This window comes from Actinacidiphila sp. DG2A-62 (assembly GCF_035825295.1).
Classification (GTDB): Bacteria; Actinomycetota; Actinomycetes; order Streptomycetales; family Streptomycetaceae; genus Actinacidiphila.
In genome coordinates, this window is record NZ_JAYMGI010000002.1 from 5955621 (window position 1) to 5970121 (window position 14501).

Here is a 14501-nt window from a genome sequence, read left to right on the forward strand (position 1 = left end):
CGTGCCGCCCACGACCGCCGTGCCGCCCACGACCGCCGCGCCGCCCACGACCGCCGCGCCGCCCACGACCGCCGCCGCGCCGCCCACGACCGCCGCCGCGCCGCCCACGACCGCCGCGCCGGCCACGGCCGTCGCCGCGCCGGCCGCGGCGGCCGACGCCGAGGCTCCCGGCAGCGTCGCCGAGATCCTCTCCGCCATCTTCCTGCGCCCCGCCCGCGGACCGGCCGGGGCGGGGGACGCCGCAGCACGGACCAGGACGCGTTCCGCACGGTCCGGTCAGAAACCGTCGCCCGGCCGGACCGGTCCGCCCGGTCTTCCGATGTACGCCACCCGGTAACAGGGAGCTGAACACCATGACCATCCTTGACCCCGTCGGCACGCCCGGCACCGGACGTCCGGGGGCCGCGGCCGGCAGCCTGCCCGAGATCCTCCGGGAGCGCGGCCGGACCCAACCGGACGACCTCGCCTTCTGCTTCCTCGACGGCGGTGAGGAACCGGGCCGCAGCCTCACCTTCCGGGGCCTGGACGAGGCCGCCCGCAGCACCGCCGCCGGGCTGCGCGCGGCCGGGGTGGCGGCCGGCCGGTCCGCGCTGCTGGTCCACCCCGCGGGACTGGACTTCGTCAGCAGCCTGATGGGCTGCATGTACGCGGGCGTGGCCGGCGCCCCGGTGCAGGTGCCCACCCGGCTGCGCGGCCTGGAGCGGCTGCGCCGGATCGCCGACGACGCGCAGGCGACCGTCCTGCTGACCGTCGCCGCGGTCCGCGACGAACTGCTCGCGAAGTTCGGCGACTCGCCGCTGCTGGACGGGCTGACGCTGCTGGCCACCGACGAGCTGCCGGCCGCCGACCCGGGGGAGTGGCAGGACGCGGCGCCGCTGCCCGAGGACATCGCGCTGCTCCAGTACACCTCCGGCTCCACCGGCGACCCCAAGGGCGTCATGGTCAGCCACGCCAACTTCCTGGCCAACGCCGCCGAGACCGACGACCTGTGGCCGACCGGCCGCGACGGCGTCTACGTGTCCTGGCTGCCGCACTTCCACGACATGGGCATGCTCTTCGGGGTGATCGTGCCGATCTACACGGGCGCGCCCTCGTACCTGATGTCGCCCGAGGCGTTCATCCGCCGCCCGGGCCGCTGGACCGAGGCGATCTCCCGGTTCGGCGGCACCCACTCGGCCGCGCCCAGCTTCGCGTACGAGCTGTGCGTGCGCGACGCGCGGGAGAAGGGCATCGCGCCGGGCACCGACCTGTCCCGGTGGCGGGTCGCGGCCAACGGCGCCGAGCCGGTGCGCTGGTCGGTGATCGAGGAGTTCACCCGGACCTTCGCCGCAGCCGGCTTCCGGCCCGAGGCCATGTGCCCCGGCTACGGCCTGGCCGAGAACACCCTGAAGGCCACCGGCAGCCCCGGCGACAAGGCGCCCGCGGTGCGCTGGGTGTCCGCGGACGCGCTGCGCGACGACCGGGTGGAGACCGTCGACCCCGCCGACCCGCAGGCCCTGGCCCTGGTCGGCAGCGGCGTGCCGGTCGCCGGCACCCGGATCAGGATCGTCGCGCCGGACACGCTGCGCCCGGTCGAGGAGGGCCGGGTCGGCGAGATCTGGATCAGCGGGCCGTGCGTGGCCGACGGCTACTTCGGCCGCGCGGTGGAGACCGCGCAGACCTTCGCCGCGCGCATCGCCGGCGAGGACCGCACCAGGACCTATCTGCGCACCGGCGACCTGGGTTTCGTGCACGACGGCGAGCTGTACGTCGCGGGCCGGCTGAAGGACGTCATCATCCGCAAGGGCCGCAACTTCTACCCGCAGGACATCGAGCTGACCGTCGAGCGCACCACCGAGGGCCTGCACCCGAACTGCTCGGCGGCCTTCTCGGTGGACGACGGCACCTCCGAGCGGCTGGTCGTGGTGGTCGAGGCGGACGGCCGGGTGCTGAAGTCCACCGGCGCGGAGGAGCTGAGCCGGCGGATCGAGGACGCGGTGCACGAGGGCCAGCGGCTGCACGTGGACGAGGTGGTGGTCACCCGGCGCGGCTCGCTGCCCAAGACCTCCAGCGGCAAGGTGCAGCGCCGGCTGACCCGCATCCGCTACCTGGACGGCGAGTTCGTGCCGGCCGGCGGCGGCGCGCGGACCGCGGGCGGTGCGGCATGAGCGCCCGGCTGCGCACCGCGGCCGCGGTCGGCGGCTCGCGCATCCTGGGCGTCGGCGCGTACCGGCCGAACCGGCTGGTGTCCAACGAGGAGGTGGCCGCGCCGATCGACTCCTCGGACGAGTGGATCCGCAAGCGCAGCGGCATCACCACCCGCCGGTTCGCCGCCGAGGACGAGTCGGTGGTCTCGATGGCCGCCGAGGCGTCGCTGAAGGCGCTCGCGCAGGCGGGCGTGGCGCCGGAGTCGGTGGACACCGTGCTGCTGGCCTCGATGTCCTACCTGGAGCAGTCGCCGGCCGGGGCGCCGCAGGTCGCGCACCTGATCGGCGCGAAGGAGCCGGGCGCGATGGACGTCGGCGCCGCCTGCGCCGGGTTCTGCTACGCGCTGGCCACCGGCGACGCGCTGGTCCGCTCCGGCACCTCGCGGCACGTGGTGGTGGTCGGCTCGGAGAAGATGAGCGACATCGTCTCGGGCACCGACCGCGGCACCGCGTTCCTGTTCGGCGACGGCGCCGGCGCGGTGGTGCTCGGCCCGTCCGACGAGCCGGGCATCGGCCCGGTGGCCTGGGGCTCCGACGGCGGCCGGCGCGAGCTGATCGCGCACGACCGGACCTGGCTGGACGTCAGGGACGAGGCCGGCCCGTGGCCGACGCTGCGGATGGCCGGACCCGAGGTGTTCCGCTGGGCGGTCGCGACCGCGCCGCGGGTGGCCCGGCGCGCGCTGGACCTGGCCGGGCTGCTGCCGCAGGACGTGGCCGCGTTCATCCCGCACCAGGCCAACGGCCGGATCATCGACTCGGTGGCCCGCGAACTGCAGCTGCCCGAGGGCGTCGCGGTGGCCCGCGAGGTCGTCTCGGTCGGCAACACCTCCGCCGCCTCGATCCCGCTGGCGATGGAGGACCTGCTCAACTCCGTCGCGCTGCCCAGCGGCAGCCCCGCGCTGCTGGTCGGCTTCGGCGCCGGCCTGGTGCACGCCGCCCAGGTGGTGGTGCTGCCGTGACGGAGACGGTGAACCGGCCCGGCGGGGCCCCCGCCGCCGGCACGGGCGCGCACGGCGACACCGACGCCGGCCGTCCGGTGGAGGGCAGCACCGCGCGCAAGATCGCCGAACTGGAGCGCCGCCGCGCCGAACTGGACGCCCAGTCGGCCGGCGCGCCGCGCGAGCGGCAGCACGGCAAGGGCAAGCTGACCGCGCGCGAGCGCATCGACCTGCTGCTCGACCCCGGCTCGTTCGTGGAGCTGGACGCGCTGGTCAGGCACCGCAGCCACACCTTCGGCATGGCGGACCACCGGCCGTTCGGCGACGGCGTGGTCACCGGCCACGGCACCGTCGACGGCCGCCGGGTGTGCGTGTACGCCGAGGACTTCACCGTCCTCGGCGGCAGCCTCGGCGAGGCGTTCGGCGAGAAGATCGCCAAGGTGATGGACCTCGCGGTGCGCATCGGCGCCCCGCTGATCGGCATCAAGGACTCCGGCGGCGCCCGCATCCAGGAGGGCGTGGTGGCCCTCGCCCACTACGCCGAGCTGGTCAAGCGGCACGTCGGCGCCTCCGGGGTGGTCCCGCAGATCTCGGTGATCGTCGGCCCGTGCGCCGGCGGCGCCGTCTACGCCCCCGCGCTCACCGACCTGGTGGTGATGGTCGACGGCATCTCGCACATGTACGTCACCGGCCCCGACGTGCTGCGCGCGGTCACCGGCGACGACGTCACCCACGAGGAGCTGGGCGGCGGCCACAGCCACAACGCGGTCAGCGGCGCCGCCCACTACCTCGCGCACGACGAGCGGGACGCCTTCGAGTACGTGCAGACCGTGCTCGGCTTCCTGCCGTCCAACAACCTCTCCGAGCCGCCGGTCTACGCCGCCACCGGGCCGGCCGGACCGACCGCCGCCGACCTGGCGCTGGACCGCCTGATCCCGGACCGCGCCCAGCAGCCGTACGACATGCGGCAGGTCGTCGAGACGGTGGTCGACGACGGCGAACTGGTCGAGGTGCACCCGCTGTTCGCGCCGAACATCCTGTGCGGGTTCGCGCGGGTGGACGGCCGCAGCGTCGGCGTGGTCGCCAACCAGCCGCTGGTGCTGGCCGGCGCGCTGGACTACGACGCCAGCGAGAAGGCGGCCCGCTTCATCCGGCTGTGCGACTCCTTCGGGGTGCCGGTGCTCACCTTCGTGGACGTGCCCGGCTTCCTCACCTCGGTGGACCAGGAGCGCGGCGGCATCATCCGGCGCGGCGCCAAGCTCATCTACGCCTACTGCGAGGCCACCGTGCCGATGGTCACCGTGATCACCCGCAAGGCGTACGGCGGCGGCTACGGCGTGATGGGCTCCAAGCACCTGGGCATCGACGTCAACCTGGCCTGGCCCACCGCCGAGATCGCGGTGATGGGCGGCTCCGGCGCGGTCAGCGTGCTGCACCGGCGCGAACTGAAGGCCGCCGCCGACCCCGAGGCGCTGCGCGCCAAGCTCAGGGCCGAGTACGAGGACACCATGTGCACCCCGTACATGGCCGCGGAGCGCGGCTACGTGGACGCGGTGATCATGCCGCACGAGACCCGTGAGCAGGTGTCCGCCGCGCTCCTGGCGCTGCGCCAGAAGAGCACGTCACGGCTGCCGCGCAAGCACGGGAACATCCCGCTGTGACGCCGGCAGGCTGGCCGCTGGCCGGCCCGCCGCGTCCCCCTCGCCGGGCCCGCCCGGTGACCTGACACACCGCGCTCCCTTTCGTTGGCGAGCGATCCGAATCCAAGAAGGATCGGGGCGGACGCAAGGCCCGTCCCGGTCGCACACGCGAAACACGCAGGGAGCCGCAGATGAGCACGGCCATCGGAATCCTGGGAACCGGCGCGTACTTCCCGTCCCACGTGGTGACCAACGAGGAGGTGGGCGGCCCGGCCGGAGTCACCGACGAGTGGATCAGGGCCAAGACCGGCATCCACAGCCGGCGCCGGGCCAAGCCCGACGAGGCCACCTCGGACCTGGCCACCTACGCCGCGCGCACCGCGCTGGAGGACGCCGGGGTGCGCGCCCAGGACGTCTCGCTGATCGTCGTCGCCACCACCACGCCCGACATGCTCGGGCCGGCCTGCGCGTGCATGGTGGCCGGCAACCTCGAATGCCCGGTCACCACCGCGGCGTTCGACCTGCACGCGGCGTGCAGCGGCTTCCCGTACGCGCTGTCGATGGCCGAGCGGCACATCAGGGCCGAGGGCGGCCACGCGCTGGTCATCGGCGCCGACACCTACACCCGCTTCCTCAACCCGGCCGACCCGCGCACCGTGGTGCTGTGGGGCGACGGCGGCGGCGCGGTGGTGCTCGGCCCGGTCCCCGAGGGGCGCGGTCTGATCAGGTCCCGGCTGATGAGCCACGGCGCCGAGTTCGGCCTGGCCACCATCCCGGGCATCGGCAGCCGCGAGCCGATCGGCGCCCGCACCCTCGCCGAGGGCCGGCACTACGTGCACATGAACGGCCGCCGGATCACCGAGATCGTCAAGGAGCGGGTGCCCGGCCTGGTCGCGGACTTCCTCGCCGAGGCCGGCGTGGACCGCACCGAGGTGGACCACCTGATCCCGCACCAGGGCAACGACATGATGGTCCGCAGCCTCGGCCCGATGTTCGGCCTGGACAACGCGACGGTGCACTCCACCTCCCGGGACTACGGCAACACCGGCTCCGCCTCCATCCCGGTGACCCTGGACCAGGCGCGCCGGGCCGGCGACATCTCCCCGGGCGACACCGCCCTGCTGGTCGCCTTCGGCGCCGGCATCACCTTCGGGTTCACCCTGCTGCGCTGGCAGTGACGCGGGCCCGTACCCACTGGCAACCACTCACGGGAGGGCGACGCTCCACATGACCGCCACCGACACCCACCCCATCGACGTCGACGCGTACCTGGACCGGATCGGTGCGGCGCGTCCCGAGCGGCCCACCTTCGAGGCCCTGTGCGACCTGCAGGAACGGCACATGATGACGGTGCCGTTCGAGACCCTGGACTTCGCGCTCGGCGGCATACCGAGCATGAAGGACGAGGACGTCTACGACAAGATCGTCCGGCAGCGCCGCGGCGGCGGCTGCGGCGAGCTGAACTCCGGCTTCGCCCTCCTGCTGCGCGCGCTGGGCTACCGGGTCAGCCTGCTCGGCGGCCGGGTGCTGCACAACGGCCGCGAGGCGTTCCGCGGCGTCCACAACGGCCACCTGGTGCTGCTGGTCGAGCTCGACCAGCCGTACGTGGTGGACGTCGGCTTCCGCTGGGCCGCCCGCAAGCCGCTGAAGCTGCACGAGCGGGGCGTCCAGCACGACGCGCACGGCGGCTACCAGCTGCAGTTCTCGCCGTACGGCGACATCGAGATGGTGCACGACGGCGTGCTGCGCTGGCAGGTGGAGACCCACCCGCGCGAGCTGGACGACTTCACCTCGGTGATGTGGTACTGCGCCACCTCGCCCGAGGTGCCCGGCAAGGGCCAGCTGTGGGCGTCGATCGTCACCGCCACCGGCCGGGTGTCGCTGTTCAACCGCATCCTCACCGAGCACGGCGAGGGCGCCAAGGAGTCCCGCGAACTGACCGACGACGCCGAGTTCCTCAAGGAGTTCGAGCACCGGTTCGGCATCACCCTGGACGCCGTGCCCGAGCTGGCCCCGGTCCCGGCCGCGGGCTGAGCCCCCGGCCGGACCCCCGACCACCCGCACCACCCCCCTGACCGGACGTACTGAGAACGGAAGAGGTACCCACACGTGAGCAAGGTGCGCTGGGGACTCCTGGTGACCGGCGGCTACGCGGACGTCGCGATGCTGGCCAACGCCGAGTCGGAGACCACCGAGTTCGTCGCCGTCGCCGCGGGCGACGCCGAGGAGTCCAAGAAGTACGCCGAGGCCCGCGGCATCCCCGCGAGCTACGCGAGGTACGAGGAACTGCTGGCCGCCGAGGACATCGACGCGGTGTTCGTCGCGCTGCACCCGGTCGACCACGCCGACTGGGCGGTCAAGGCGCTGCGGGCCGGCAAGCACGTGCTGGTGGAGAAGCCGCTGGCGCTGACCGCGGCCGACGCCGAGCGGGTCTTCGACGCGGCCGAGCAGGCCAGGCCGGCAGGCCGTCGAGGGCGTGATGTTCCGCCACCACCCGCAGACGCTGCTGGCCCAGCGGCTGGTCGCCGAGGGCCGGATCGGCGAACTGCGCTACATCTACGGCAGCTGCACCGCCACGCTGCCGCCGGACTACTTCCGCCGCGACCGCGCGCTCGGCGGCGGCGCCCTGCTGGACCTGGGCGTCTTCCCGCTGACCGCGATCCGCCTGTTCGGCGGCAGCCCGCAGCGGGTGTACGCCGAGGAGGTGCGCCGCGGCGAGAGCGCCGCCGACCACAACTACTCGGCGGTGCTGCGGCTGCCGAACGACGTGCTGGCGCAGTTCGAGGCCGGCCAGGAGGTCGCGCGCGGCGACGTGCTGCACATCGTGGGCACCCTGGGCCGGGTCATCGTGCCCGACCCGTGGCTGGGCCGCGCCGAGAAGGTCGAGCTGAGCCTGCAGGGCCCGCCGCCGCACGGCGACCCGGTCGCGGAGTTCTTCGACGTCGACCCGGACGGCTCGCTCGGCGCCGGGAAGCCGTTCGCGATCTCCCGGCTGCAGTTCGACGCCGTCTCCGCGGCCTTCGCGGGCGGCGAGCCGCTGCCCTTCGGCCGCGCGGACGCGGTCGAGCAGGCCCGGGTGCTGGAGGCGCTGCTGGCCTCCAGCGCGCGTGCCGAGGCGGTCGTGCTGGACGCCTGAGAGCCCGGCCGCCCCCCCGCACCGGCCGTTCCCGCACCCCTCCCGCACCCCTCCCGCGGCCCCGGCGACGCATGTCGCCGGGGCCGCGGTGCGTCCGGGGCCCGCGGGGTCCGGCGCGGCGCCGGTGGCAACAGTGCGGTGGTGTGGTGACGGCACACCCGTCGGTGTGGCGGGAGACATACGGGCGTCACGGTAGGGGCCCCAGGAGTGCTTCAAACCCACATCCGGGGCCCAAGTGGGTGCCCGGGGGACCTTGGGGCGCGGGCGCGGTTCGTCGGAGGGTTGAGGCGCACACAAGAGCCACGCGGGCACCACGCGAACTCAACGATCACCGCAGTTCGCAGCGGACGCGCACCACCGTGCGCACGCTCACCGCGCGGCACTTGCCATCGCACATCGACCAGCCATTCGGGGGATGGATGAGCATCGACGACGCGTTGATGACCTTGCCGGCCGATCAGCGCCCGCCGGTCACGGCGGCGCAGCAGCACACCTGGGACGACGGATCGCTCGACGAGCTGTCCGAGGTCCTGTTCGCCTCGCTGGTCCGCAGCGACCAGCGGCGGCGCGGCAACGACTACCTGCGCGGCCTGCTGCGGGCCCAGGGGCGCAGGTCGATCCGGAACATCGCGACGGAACTGGGGGGTTCGGCCACCGAGCAGAGCCTGCACCACTTCATCTCCAGCTCCACCTGGGACTGGGTGCCGGTGCGCCGCGCCCTGGCCCGCCACCTGGACGACAACGTGCCGCCGCTGGCCTGGGTGGTGCGTCCCATGGTGATACCCAAGACCGGCGAGAACTCCGTCGGCGTGGAGCGGCAGTACATACCCGAGGCCGGCCAGGTGCTCAACGCGCAGCGCGCGGTCGGCGTCTGGGCGGCCACCGAGCAGACCAGCACGCCGGTCAACTGGCGGCTGCACCTGTCGCCGGCCTGGCTGAACGACGCCGAGCGGCGCCGCCAGGCGTCGGTGCCGGACGACCTGGTGGCCCAGGCGCCGGGCGAGAGCACCGTGGACGCGGTGCTGGAGGCGGCCGGCTGGGGCCGGCCGGACGCCCGGTGGTGCTGGACGCCCGGGGCATGGACATCCCGGTGCTGGTCCGCCGGTTCCGCGCCGCGGGCGTGCCCTTCCTGGCCCGGGTGGGCAGCGCCTTCCGGCTCGGCGTGACCGACCGGGCGCTGGTCAGCCGGCGCACCGAGCCGCTGCCCGCCGGGCAGATCGTGGCGATGGCCAGGGACCGGCTGCGGCCGGTGATGTGGCGCGACCACACCGCCGCGCGGATGCGCTGCAGCCCGGCCACCGCGGTGCGGGTGCGGCTGCCCGGCGGCGAGCGTGAGACGCCGCGCGGCGCGGCCCACGCCGACCTGGCGCTGCTCGGCGTCACCGAGGACCGCAGGCGGCTGCCGGCCGACCTGTGGATCACCGACCTGGTGCGGACGCCGCCGGCGGTGCTGGTGAGGCTGCGCCGGCTCACCGGGCGGGTGCAGCGCAACTTCGAGGAGACGGCCGACCAGTTGGGCATCCGGGACTTCACCGGCCGCTCGTACCACGGCTGGCACCGGCACATGACGCTCGCCTCGGCCGCCCACGCGGTGGCGATGCTGCGCGCCGCCCGCCGCACCGGCTGACCGGACGCGCCGCGCGCCGCGCGGGCGCCGGCTGCACCGCGAGGGGCCCGGACGCCTCGCCGCGTCCGGGCCCCTCCGCGTGGTCCACCCGTGGCTCACATCTTGCGCAGCCGCTCCACCGTGGCCTCGGCGACCTTGATGCTGCTCTCCAGGTACGTGACGATCGCGGCCAGCTCCTCCTTGGAGTAGTTCAGCGCCAGCTGGAGCTGGGCCTCGACCATCGGCTGGAAGACTCGTCCGATGGTCACGGCGGCCTCGGTCGGCACCACGATCACCTTGCGGCGGTCGACGGTGTCGCGCTCCCTGCGGACGTAGCCGGCCTTCTCCAGCCGGTCGATCACCCCGGTGATCGCGCCGGTGGTGAGTCCGGTGAGCTTGGCCAGCTCGCCGGGGCTCAGCGGCGAGTCGGCCGGCAGCGTCTGCACGTAGGAGATGATCCACGCGTCCGTGGGGTGGGTGCCGATCGCCTTGGCCGCGGCGGCGTTCAGCGCGAGCAGCCCGAGGCCCAGCTCCCGGCCGGCGGTCGCCACGCGCTGGAGCAGCAGGTCGCGCTCGGCGTCCCCGGTGCTCTTGCGGTGGTACCCGCCGGTCTCCGTCGCCGACGACCCGCCGGCGTCGTGCGGCGCCCGCTCGTAGGGGTGGCCCAGGCCGGTGGCGCCGCCGGCCGCGGGGCCACCCGTACCGCCCGAGCCGCCTGTGCCGTCCGCGCCGTCGGCGTCGCCCTTGCCGTCGCCGCTCGCTGTCCCCGCCATACCGCCCGCCTTTCGCGCGTCGTCCACGGATCTGTCGCTCCTTGACACCTCGACCGCCTGTCTCTTATCGTCATTATATCTTGGTGACTAAGAGACATCATTAATGAGATACCTCGTTGGTGCAAAGATACTCCACTGAAAGAGGGGTCGAGCCGAAGTGAGCTTGCCCACCGATGAATCGCCCGCCGTGGCCGGCACGGCGGAGGACGCACCGGACCCCAAGCGCTGGGCAGCACTGGCCATCGTTCTGCTCGCCGCCTTCATGGACCTGCTGGACGTGACGATCGTCAACGTCGCGGTCCCCAGCATCCAGACCGACCTGCACGCCGGCTACTCCGCCATCGAGTGGGTCACCGCCGGCTACGCCCTGTCCTTCGCCGCGCTGCTGATCAGCGGCGGCCGCCTCGGCGACATCTTCGGCCGCAAGAAGCTGCTGATGATCGGCATGGCCGGCTTCACCGTCGCGTCGCTGCTGTGCGGCGTCGCGGTCAGCCCCGGCATGCTCATCACCGCGCGCGTCCTCCAGGGCTGCATGGCCGCCCTGATGGTGCCGCAGGTGCTGGCCATCATCCATGTCGCCTTCCCCGCCTCCGAGCGCGGGAAGGTCTTCGGCATGTACGGCAGCATCGGCGGCCTCGCGGTGCTCTCCGGCCCGATCCTGGGCGGCGTGTTCGTCAACGCGAACCTGTTCGGCTGGGACTGGCGCCCGATCTTCCTGGTCAACATCCCGGTCGGCGTCCTCGGCTGCGTCGCCGCCGCCTACTACGTCTCGGAGTCCCGCTCGCCGAACGCGCCGCGGCTGGACGTCGTGGGCGTGGTGCTGGCCACCGTCGCCGTGCTGCTGCTGGTCTACCCGCTCACCGAGGGCCGCGACCGCGGCTGGCCCGCCTGGATCTTCCTGATGATGGGCGCCTCGGTCGTCATGACGGTGGTCTTCGTGCTCTACGAGCGCCGGCTCACCGCCCAGGGCAGGACACCGCTGATCGTGCTGAGCCTGTTCAGCGCCCGCAGCTTCGCCGGCGGCTTCAGCGTCAACCTGCTGTTCAACCTCACCTACGGCACCTTCTTCCTGATGTCCGCGCTGTACATGCAGGTCGGCCTCGGCTGGTCCGCGCTGCACGCGGGCCTGACCGGGGTGCCGTTCTTCCTGGGCCTGGCGATCTCCGCGGGCGCGGCGGTGCAGTTCCTGACGCCGAAGTTCGGCCGCAAGGTGATGTTCGCCGGCGGCATCCTGCTGGTGGCGGGAACTCTCGTCTACATCCTCGCCGTCAACCGGTACATGATCGGCATCCACTCCTGGGAGATGGGTCCCGCCCTGTTCGTGATGGGGCTGGGCATGGGCCTGGTCGTGGCGCCGCTGGTCGACTTCGCGCTCACCGACGTGCCGCACGAGTCGGCCGGCTCGGCCTCCGGCGTGCTCAGCACCACCCAGCAGCTCGGCAACTCCATCGGCATCGCCCTCGTCGCGGCCCTCTTCCTGGCCCCGCTCGCGGGACAGGCCGCGGCGGGGGTCGACTCGGTGGCCCCGCAGATCCGGCACGAGCTGTCGGCGGCGGGCCTGTCCCAGCCGGCCCAGTCCGCGGTGATCAGCAGCTTCAAGGTGTGCGCCAAGGACCAGGCGGCCGAGAAGGACCCGGCCGTGGTGCCGGCCAGCTGCAAGGCCGGGCCGCCGCCGGGCACCACCCCCGAGCAGGCCGCGGTCGTCGCCAAGTCGATGCGGGACCACTCGCCGGCGGTCACCGCCGACACCTTCTCCCGCTCGTTCAGGAACGGCCTCGGCTGGGTGGCGGGACTGCTGGTGCTGGTCACCCTGCTGATGGTCACCATGCCCAAGTTCGCCCGGCCACAGGAGGTGTGACCCGCGCCCGGATCGACGGGCGGGCGCGAGGACGATCGCGGCACCGGAGTTCGGCACAGCGGTCACTTGCCCGCCACCTGCCCGTGACTGATGATCAATCCGACGAGCACACCCTGCAGATCCGGGCTCCTGAGCAGCCCGCCGGGCGCAACCCCCGAGCCCCGGCGGGCCTCGGCCCGAAGCGCGGCGCCGAACGGCGCCGCGCGGACCGGCCCGGCGACCGCGACGAGGCGGCCGCCGGCGGCACGACGCAACGGTGCGACCCCCGACGGCACGCACGTGCCGGCGCAGACGATGCGAGCAACCTGCAGGTGAGGATCAGATCCGACCGAGATGACGGCGGCCCCGCGGGAGCTGCCTGACACGTTACGGAGAGCCGATGTCACTGCTGGACGCACCCTGCGGCGAGAGCACCCTCCTGGGGCTGCTCGTCGGGAAGGCGTCACCCTCCGCGTTCGAGGAGCTGCTGTTACGCACCAGGCAAGGGGGAGCCTCACCGGAGGACATCCGTGAGACCGAGCTGGCGGTCGAGATGGCGATGCGGCTGGACAACCGCATGCGCCGGCTCGACCAGCGGCGGGTGGAGCTCGCGGAACTCGTCGACGCGGTGAGGGAGTTCGGGGAGCAGCAGAATCTCGACGCGCTGCTGCGCACGGTGGCCCGCAGGGCCCGCCGGCTGATCCACGCCGACGCCGCCTACGTCGCCCTCGCCGACCGCCAGGGCGGCGTCGCGGTGGTGGCCGGCGACGGCGCGATCTCCGCGGTGTCCACCGAGGTACGGGTGGCGCACGGCCACGGCATGTCCGGCGAGTCGGTCAGCTGCCGCGCCCCGGTGTGGACGGCCGACTACGCCCACGACGAGATGGTCGCCCGCTCCAAGGACCTGGACCAGATGGTCGAGGCCGAGGGCATCTCGGCGCTGCTCGCGCTGCCGATGCGCAACGGCGACCAGGTGATCGGCGTGCTGCTGGTGGCCGAGCGCAGCGTGCGCTCGTTCACCGCTGACGAGGTCGCCTGGACCAACTCGCTCGCCGACCACGCGGCCGGCGCCATCGCCCGCACCCGGGCGCTGGACGAGACCAGGACCCGGCTGGCCTACGCCACCGCCGTCCAGGACCGGCTGCGCGCGGAGTTCCAGGCCGAGCGCGAGGCCGCCGACATCGGGCAGCGGATGGTCGAGGCCGCGCTGTCCGGCGGCACCGCCGAGGACCTGGCCGCCTCGGCGGCCCGCGCCCTGGCCGGGGCCGTCATGATCCGCGACGACCAGGACGCCACCGTGGCGCACTACGGCGATCTCGCCTCCTTCCCCGAGGCGGACATCGCGGAAGCGGTGCTGGAGGCCCGGCTGGACGACCGTCGGGTGCACCGCGACGGCGGCATCACCGTGCTGCCGGTGCGCTCCGGCGAGGAGGACCTGGGCGCGCTGGTGCTGTGCGGACCGCGCACCCTGGACGACACCGATCTGCGGCTGCTGCGCCACGCGGCGTCCGCGGCCACGGTGCTCGCGCTGGCCCGCCGGCGCTCCGGCTCCGGCCTGCGCGGCCGCGACCAGCTCCTGGAGGAGCTGCTCAGCGCCCCGCCGCGGGAGGAGCGCCAGGGCAGACCCTGGGCCCGGCGGCTCGGCCTCGACCCGGACCGCGCGCACTGCGTGGTGGTGGCCCGGGTGGAGAACGGCACGCGGGGCCGGGCGGCGATGTGGGCCGCGGGGCACGCCTCCCGCCGCGGCGGGGTCAAGGTGGTCCGCGACGAGCACGTGGTGCTGCTGCTGCCCGGCGAGGACGCGGGTCAGGAGGCCCGCAGGGTCGCGCTGGAGATGGGCAGGGCGCTGGGCGGCCCGGTCAAGGCCGGGGGCGCGGGGGTCGTCGGCGGGCCGTGCGAGGGCGTCTCCCGGGCGTACCAGGAGGCGCTGCGGTGCCTGGAGGCGCTCACCGCGATCGGCGGCGACGGCGCCGCGGCGACCGCCGAGGACCTCGGCTTCGTCGGCATGCTGCTGGGGGAGAACCGCGACGTCAGCGGCTTCATCGACGCCACACTCGGCCCGGTGCTCGCCTACGACAAGGAGCGGTCCACCGACCTGGAGGGCACCCTGGCCGCCTACTACGCGGTCGGCGGCAGCCCGACGCACGCCGCCGAGGCGCTCCAGGTGCACCCGAACACGGTGGCCAGACGCCTGGAACGGGTCTCCCAGCTGCTCGGGCCCGACTGGCAGCGGTCCAGCTCGGCGCTGCAGATACAGCTGGCGCTGCAGCTGCAGCGGGTGCGGCACTCGCTCGACGACCCCGATCCCGCCGCGGAGGCGGAGGCGTCCTGAACCGGCCGCGGCCGGGACAGGACGCCTTTTCCCTGTGAGGGCCGTGTGACGCA

11 protein-coding genes and 2 pseudogenes are annotated in these 14501 nt (G+C 73.9%); 11 read left to right on the forward strand and 2 right to left on the reverse strand.

Annotated features, from left to right (window positions below; translation table 11 throughout):
* Position 1 precedes the first annotated feature (1 nt).
* The 9 genes and pseudogenes from VSR01_RS26775 (at position 2) to VSR01_RS37955 (ending at position 9527) form a co-directional block, all read left to right on the forward strand.
* Positions 2–337, forward strand: coding sequence for a hypothetical protein (locus VSR01_RS26775; RefSeq protein ID WP_326451664.1), 336 nt, complete (start codon positions 2–4; stop codon positions 335–337).
* Between the two features lie 16 nt (positions 338–353).
* Positions 354–2147 carry a fatty acyl-AMP ligase gene (locus VSR01_RS26780; RefSeq protein WP_326451665.1) on the forward strand — a complete coding sequence of 598 codons (1794 nt, stop codon included), beginning with the start codon at positions 354–356 and terminating at the stop codon, positions 2145–2147.
* On the forward strand, positions 2144–3145 hold the full coding sequence (locus VSR01_RS26785; RefSeq protein ID WP_326451666.1) for a beta-ketoacyl-ACP synthase III: 1002 nt from the start codon (positions 2144–2146) through the stop codon (positions 3143–3145). Before VSR01_RS26780 ends, VSR01_RS26785 begins: the two co-directional genes overlap by 4 nt.
* Positions 3146–3222: 77 nt before the next feature.
* The gene (locus tag VSR01_RS26790; RefSeq protein WP_326453833.1) at positions 3223–4785 is read left to right on the forward strand and encodes an acyl-CoA carboxylase subunit beta; all 1563 of its coding nucleotides are present in this window, start codon (positions 3223–3225) and stop codon (positions 4783–4785) included.
* Positions 4786–4955: 170 nt separating this feature from the next.
* Positions 4956–5942: a 3-oxoacyl-ACP synthase III family protein gene (locus tag VSR01_RS26795; RefSeq protein ID WP_326451667.1), complete on the forward strand. Its 987-nt coding sequence runs from the start codon at positions 4956–4958 to the stop codon at positions 5940–5942.
* A gap of 49 nt (positions 5943–5991) precedes the next feature.
* A complete protein-coding gene (locus VSR01_RS26800) occupies positions 5992–6798 on the forward strand; it encodes an arylamine N-acetyltransferase family protein (RefSeq protein ID WP_326451668.1) in 807 nt (268 codons plus the stop codon).
* Between the two features lie 129 nt (positions 6799–6927).
* Positions 6928–7158: pseudogene (locus tag VSR01_RS37950) on the forward strand (Gfo/Idh/MocA family oxidoreductase); the annotation flags it as partial.
* Between the two features lie 85 nt (positions 7159–7243).
* Positions 7244–7900 carry a Gfo/Idh/MocA family protein gene (locus tag VSR01_RS26805; RefSeq protein ID WP_326451669.1) on the forward strand — a complete coding sequence of 219 codons (657 nt, stop codon included), beginning with the start codon at positions 7244–7246 and terminating at the stop codon, positions 7898–7900.
* A 440-nt stretch (positions 7901–8340) separates the two neighbouring features.
* Positions 8341–9527, forward strand: a pseudogene (locus VSR01_RS37955) (IS701 family transposase).
* A gap of 95 nt (positions 9528–9622) precedes the next feature.
* On the opposite strand, the gene VSR01_RS26820 reads toward VSR01_RS37955, so the two are convergent.
* Positions 9623–10306, reverse strand: coding sequence for a MarR family winged helix-turn-helix transcriptional regulator (locus VSR01_RS26820; RefSeq protein ID WP_326451672.1), 684 nt, complete (start codon positions 10304–10306; stop codon positions 9623–9625).
* 130 nt (positions 10307–10436) lie between these two features.
* Between VSR01_RS26820 and VSR01_RS26825 the strand changes: the two genes are divergently transcribed.
* On the forward strand, positions 10437–12137 hold the full coding sequence (locus VSR01_RS26825) for an MFS transporter (RefSeq protein ID WP_326451673.1): 1701 nt from the start codon (positions 10437–10439) through the stop codon (positions 12135–12137).
* A gap of 62 nt (positions 12138–12199) precedes the next feature.
* Here the strand turns inward: VSR01_RS26825 and VSR01_RS26830 are convergent, their stop codons facing one another.
* The gene (locus VSR01_RS26830) at positions 12200–12502 is read right to left on the reverse strand and encodes a hypothetical protein (protein WP_326451674.1); all 303 of its coding nucleotides are present in this window, start codon (positions 12500–12502) and stop codon (positions 12200–12202) included.
* A 14-nt stretch (positions 12503–12516) separates the two neighbouring features.
* Here VSR01_RS26830 and VSR01_RS26835 point away from each other — a divergent pair, with 14 nt between their 5' ends.
* Positions 12517–14448: a helix-turn-helix domain-containing protein gene (locus tag VSR01_RS26835; RefSeq protein ID WP_326451675.1), complete on the forward strand. Its 1932-nt coding sequence runs from the start codon at positions 12517–12519 to the stop codon at positions 14446–14448.
* Positions 14449–14501 lie beyond the last annotated feature (53 nt).

Bases quoted from the DNA above. Each gene is read 5' to 3' on its own strand.
- VSR01_RS26780 (WP_326451665.1), top strand. From the start codon at position 354: ATGACCATCCTTGACCCCGTCGGCACGCCCGGCACCGGACGTCCGGGG.
- VSR01_RS26785 (WP_326451666.1), top strand. From the start codon at position 2,144: ATGAGCGCCCGGCTGCGCACCGCGGCCGCGGTCGGCGGCTCGCGCATC.
- VSR01_RS26795 (WP_326451667.1), top strand. From the start codon at position 4,956: ATGAGCACGGCCATCGGAATCCTGGGAACCGGCGCGTACTTCCCGTCC.
- VSR01_RS26800 (WP_326451668.1), top strand. From the start codon at position 5,992: ATGACCGCCACCGACACCCACCCCATCGACGTCGACGCGTACCTGGAC.
- VSR01_RS26805 (WP_326451669.1), top strand. From the start codon at position 7,244: ATGTTCCGCCACCACCCGCAGACGCTGCTGGCCCAGCGGCTGGTCGCC.
- VSR01_RS26835 (WP_326451675.1), top strand. From the start codon at position 12,517: ATGTCACTGCTGGACGCACCCTGCGGCGAGAGCACCCTCCTGGGGCTG.